Origin of the sequence: Mariniflexile jejuense (genome assembly GCF_042675665.1) — a bacterium.
Lineage (GTDB): Bacteria > Bacteroidota > Bacteroidia > Flavobacteriales > Flavobacteriaceae > Mariniflexile > Mariniflexile jejuense.
This window is the reverse complement of the sequence record NZ_JBHTJI010000001.1, coordinates 160870-161226: the sequence shown is the minus strand read 5'-3', so window position 1 is coordinate 161226 and position 357 is coordinate 160870. Positions and strand designations below refer to the sequence as shown.

The window sequence follows — 357 nt, the reverse complement described above, 5'->3', positions numbered from 1 at the left end:
ACCTACTGTTTTAGATGCTAATGGTAACGCTATAACTCCTGTGTTAAAAATAACACCTGCTGATATTGCTTGTTCTGGTGATATGGTTTGGGTATATACTTATACCGATTGTGCTGGTAATACTGCTGATTGGTCATATACTTACACTATCGATGTGCCAGACTTTTCAATGCCTGCTAATGGTAGCTCTACAGTAAACTGTTTAGTTGATGCTAAAGTGGCTCCTACAACACCTACTGTAAATGATGCTTGTGGAAACCCTATAACTCCTGTATTAAAAACAACACCTGCTGATATTGCTTGTTCTGGTGATATGGTTTGGGTATATACTTATACCGATTGTGAAGGTAATACACA

Annotated in this window: 1 protein-coding gene; it reads left to right on the top strand. The window is 37.8% G+C overall.

The genetic code is table 11. The features are described from left to right. On the top strand, window positions 1–357 hold a 357-nt coding region (locus ACFQ1R_RS00655), incomplete at both ends, for an HYR-like domain-containing protein (protein ID WP_379924151.1).